Below are 4,183 nucleotides of genomic sequence, written 5' to 3' on the forward strand. Positions count from 1 at the left end.
CGGCCCACAGAATGATGTCACGCTGAAAATGCCGGCCTTTGAATGGGTTCATGTGCAGCTCCATCAGCAAAAGGGGATGATAAGTTTATCACCATCGACTATTTGCAACAGTGCCGTTATTAAAGAGCTAATGATTTGATTAATACGATAGCGCTTATAAGTTGGGTATTCAATAAAATTATAACTTACAGTATCGATTTAAGAATGATTCCAATTTTTAGGACTTTTTCAGCAGTGTAAAATGTTGGAGATGTTTGAAAAAATTGAAAAAAAACACTGGCAGGATAAAATCAAGAAAATCTCCAAATTCAGAGTAATAAAAATGCAAGATCTCGATGATGCAAAAGTGATAGAGGTACTGGCGAAGGTATTGACCAAAAAAGGTATTTCCAAGGTAAAGCACAATAGTTACATAAGTAAGGTGCTACAGATCACTACATCAGCGGGCTATAAGAAGTTGAATGGTGCGACCAAGTGGGAGGTTCAGCAACTCATAAAAGTAGTCCAATCCGTTGGCATGGATATGATTGAGTTTTTCCGTATTTATTATGAGGATAATAAAGAAATTCAAGATGCGATCTGGAACGATGGCCGCAGTGAACACTCTTGTAAGGTATGCCTCTATCCTGAAGGTTCGGAAGTAAACACAGAATACTCAGCACTGAAAGTAGCTGACCAATGGAACATTTTTCCGACAAATGATTTAAAAGATGAACTGCTTTATGAATCAAAACGAAGCATAGAAAGTATTGTCATAAATCCAAAGGTAATTAGCAGCACTAAGTATCGAATTGCACTACTTGATGACGATGCTAATATCACCGAAAGCTTAAAAGAAATCCTTTCGAACGATTATTATCAAGTAGATACTTATGATAACTTGAAAAAACTTACTCAAGCTGTCGCAACAAATCCGTATGACGCATATGTTTTGGACTGGATCATCGGTGATGAAACAAGCTTTAAGTTGGTTAAAGCTATAAGGTCGTCAAAAAATAAAAATGCAATGATAATCGTTCTTACAGGTCAACTATCTGGTATAAAAGATGATGAAATTGTAAAGTCAATTCATGATTATGACATTGTGGGACCATACGAAAAGCCGATTAAATCAGGCATCATCAAATCTAACATTGAAAAATATTTCGCCAGATAGATTATGAGAAATTTACTTGAATATTCCGGTAGCTTGATAAGTAACGATAGTTTGATCGTAGCACCTTACGATTATCAGAAGCTAAGCTATGAAAATATTTTACCATTAAACAATGGTCTTATAAAAAACTGGAATATACAAAAATTCTCAAGTGATTACTCTGAAATAGAACACCTAAATGTGATCAATGGCATGGGAGTGACATTAGGTGATTCTATCGTCGGGATTTCTGTGCTGTCAGCAATCAAAAAAAAGAATCCCAAGATTAAAATTAAGCTTATTCGACCGGAGACTGCACCGTCATATGTTGAGGAATTGTATGAATTAGCATCCTCGGTTATAGATGAGCTTCATTACATGCCTTTTCATATTCAGAAATTGCCTTATACTGCATTGAATATTGATGTGGGAAATCAGCTATATTCTCCAGATTTCCATATTATGGAAATGCATGATTATTTTATCCAAGGTCTTGGCGTGAAACTTGATGATGTTAACCATAATGAGCTATCTAATAAATGGTTAGGCAATATTGATCTCGGAGCGCCAGTTTTTGAAAACTACACACTTTTTGCACCTATTGCTAGCACAAAAATAAGAAGTATACCGTCGAAGTTCTATTATGACATAGTTGATATGCTTTCTAGGCGCGAAGGAAAAACGGTACTAGGTTTCGTGGATGTGAATCATAAAAATTATATTAACATATCAAAGTATTCACCCCATACGAAAGATTTCATAGCGCTAATTAAGTATGCTAGCAACGTTTATACTTGTGACTCCTCTGCATTGCATATAGCCGCTGGATTTGGTGTACCTACTGAATGCGTGTTTAATACAATACCGCCAGAATTAAGAACAAAGTATTACAGTAATTGTAAGTCGATTTATGTTGGGAATAAAAGATTAGAAAAAATTCAGAGTAGTGAAGATTTCCAACTGGTTAAAATGGTGGAAAATAATTACAGGGAGTATCTTTATGGTTAAAATAATTTCATTCTTATCCCTAATGCTTTTGTCAATTAGTGCATATAGCAATATTGGGGATATAGTTATAGATGGTTCAATCGCTAATGCTAACAGTGATAAAGGTTATGTGATTACTGAAAAGCAGTTTGATTCGTTCCCACGGGATACCATCGTAACGACAACACCTTGGACGCCAACCGGTAAAAAAGTAAAATTCAAGGGCGTCGACCTAAGTTATGTTTTAAAACTCGCTGGCGCTAATGGAACAAAGCTAAAATTCCATGCTCTGAATGATTATGAAATCATTGTAGACATGAATGACGTTGAAAAATATAACATTTTATTGGCTACAGAAATGGATGGAAAAAGGCTTCAAATAAGGGATTTTGGACCTTATTTTTTGGTATATCCTTTAGATGAACATTATATTGAGCTTAACACGCCACACTATCTTGCACGGTTCATTTGGCAGATAGACAAAATTACGGTGCTCAAATGAAAAAAAATTTCTTTATCATTTTGGTTGCTCTGCTTTTGTTGATAGCATTCACTGTGTCTAGTGTTGTTAAGTACAACAGTCTTTTATCGGAGAAAACTTTATACACCGTCGCTAGCACCCAAGAAAACTACGGTTTCTCAGTGGCAAAATTCATTATACAGTTGAATGAGCTTTACACGCTAATCAATAGCGATAATACTATTGACGATGTTAGGCTTAAATTCGATATCCTTTATTCTCGTTTGAATGTTATTTATGTAAGGAGTGAGGCGACTGCACCTCTATATAAACAGCAAGGCTATGAAGAAACAATTGATTCGATAAACAAAAAGCTTGAAGACATAGACGGGCTGCTTTCGCATAATCACCCTGATTATAAAAAGATAAGTACAATCATAGCTGATATAAAACCGCTAACTAAAACCGTTACAAATCTTGCTGATATGGCTGAAATAGCACAAAGGAATGACGCTCTTAAAGATTTCAGGAGCAAACGTCAGCAGTTATGGACTCTACTGTTTATTACAGGTGGGTTGATTTCCTTGCTTCTTTTTGTCCTATTTATTTACATAAGTAAAATTAACCGATTGTTACTATCAGAACGGGCTGCTTTTGCCAGTAAAAATGCATTTTTAGGTATGGTAGGCCATGAACTCAGAACATCTTTACAAGCAATAGTGTCTATCATTGATGTCGTAACCAATAATCTGAGTGGAGGGATTAAATCTGGTCAGATAGAACGACTTGAAACTGCTGTTTCGAAAATGGAGCGCCAGTTAAATGATTTGGCTGAATTTGCAAAAATTGACAACGGATCTGTAGAGATAAAAAACACCTATAATAGCTTGCAAGCAATCGTTACTAACGCTGTGCAGGATTGCATTGCTATTTATGAAAAAAAGGATGTCACAGTTAAAATAAAAAACAATAATGATGCAGTGATTTTTACAGATGCTCTACGCCTTAATCAAGTAATTGAAAACTTAACCAGTAACGCTATTAAGTACACTGAGCGCGGGGAAGTCAATGTAGATTACTTTATAGAAAAAGGTAAGGTGTTAAATATTGTCATTTCTGATACCGGAAAGGGAATCCCTAAAGACAAACTAAAGTTTATATTTAAACCATTTACACGAGTTGTAGATTCGAAATCCACTGTACCTGGATTTGGGATGGGACTCGCTATTGTTGCAGGGATAATCAGACTATTAAAAGGTACTATTCATATATCTAGTGAAGTAAATGTAGGTACAACTGTTACAGTAAGAATACCTATCAAGTTGGGAGATAGCAGCCTTGCAACAGCTGAGGTATCTGCTTCAGCTCCCGGAGATGTCTTCGGCGTTCTTAGCTTGCTTGTTATTGATGATAATGAAATGGCCTGTTCGTCTCTTTCCAGTCTGCTTACTAATGCTGGATACATTGTCGAGGCTACAACCTCGCCTGTGATGTAGCCCCCTGAAACACCAGACAGTAGCTGTATCTCCAGATAAGAGATAGGCTTGAATATATGTCTAACACTAACACCAATTTTGAGATGACCGGGATCCTGTTAGGGC

General features: G+C 36.1%; 4 protein-coding genes. All 4 read left to right on the forward strand.

Going from position 1 to position 4,183, the window contains the following annotated elements; genetic code table 11:
* Nucleotides 1–241 precede the first annotated feature (241 nt).
* The 4 genes from FHC52_RS22335 to FHC52_RS22350 are packed head-to-tail and all read left to right on the forward strand — an operon-like array spanning nucleotide 242 to nucleotide 4,078.
* Entirely contained in the window at nucleotides 242–1,156 is a 915-nt protein-coding gene (locus FHC52_RS22335) for a helix-turn-helix domain-containing protein (RefSeq protein WP_077950058.1), read from the forward strand.
* Between the two features lie 3 nt (nucleotides 1,157–1,159).
* Nucleotides 1,160–2,143, forward strand: coding sequence for a hypothetical protein (locus FHC52_RS22340; protein ID WP_065336277.1), 984 nt, complete (start codon nucleotides 1,160–1,162; stop codon nucleotides 2,141–2,143).
* Nucleotides 2,136–2,624, forward strand: a complete 489-nt coding sequence (locus FHC52_RS22345; protein ID WP_061676259.1) for a molybdopterin-dependent oxidoreductase — start codon at nucleotides 2,136–2,138, stop codon at nucleotides 2,622–2,624. Before FHC52_RS22340 ends, FHC52_RS22345 begins: the two co-directional genes overlap by 8 nt.
* On the forward strand, nucleotides 2,621–4,078 hold the full coding sequence (locus FHC52_RS22350) for a HAMP domain-containing sensor histidine kinase (RefSeq protein ID WP_259280441.1): 1,458 nt from the start codon (nucleotides 2,621–2,623) through the stop codon (nucleotides 4,076–4,078). The genes FHC52_RS22345 and FHC52_RS22350 overlap by 4 nt, the downstream gene beginning before the upstream one ends.
* The last annotated feature ends 105 nt before the right edge of the window (nucleotides 4,079–4,183 follow it).

The sequence above is a fragment of the Enterobacter sp. EC_64 genome, from assembly GCF_019584165.1.
Lineage (GTDB): Bacteria > Pseudomonadota > Gammaproteobacteria > Enterobacterales > Enterobacteriaceae > Enterobacter > Enterobacter roggenkampii.

Excerpts from the sequence above, each read along its gene's own strand:
- FHC52_RS22335 (WP_077950058.1), top strand. The coding sequence starts at position 242 with ATGTTGGAGATGTTTGAAAAAATTGAAAAAAAACACTGGCAGGATAAA.
- FHC52_RS22340 (WP_065336277.1), top strand. The coding sequence starts at position 1,160 with ATGAGAAATTTACTTGAATATTCCGGTAGCTTGATAAGTAACGATAGT.
- FHC52_RS22345 (WP_061676259.1), top strand. The coding sequence starts at position 2,136 with ATGGTTAAAATAATTTCATTCTTATCCCTAATGCTTTTGTCAATTAGT.
- FHC52_RS22350 (WP_259280441.1), top strand. The coding sequence starts at position 2,621 with ATGAAAAAAAATTTCTTTATCATTTTGGTTGCTCTGCTTTTGTTGATA.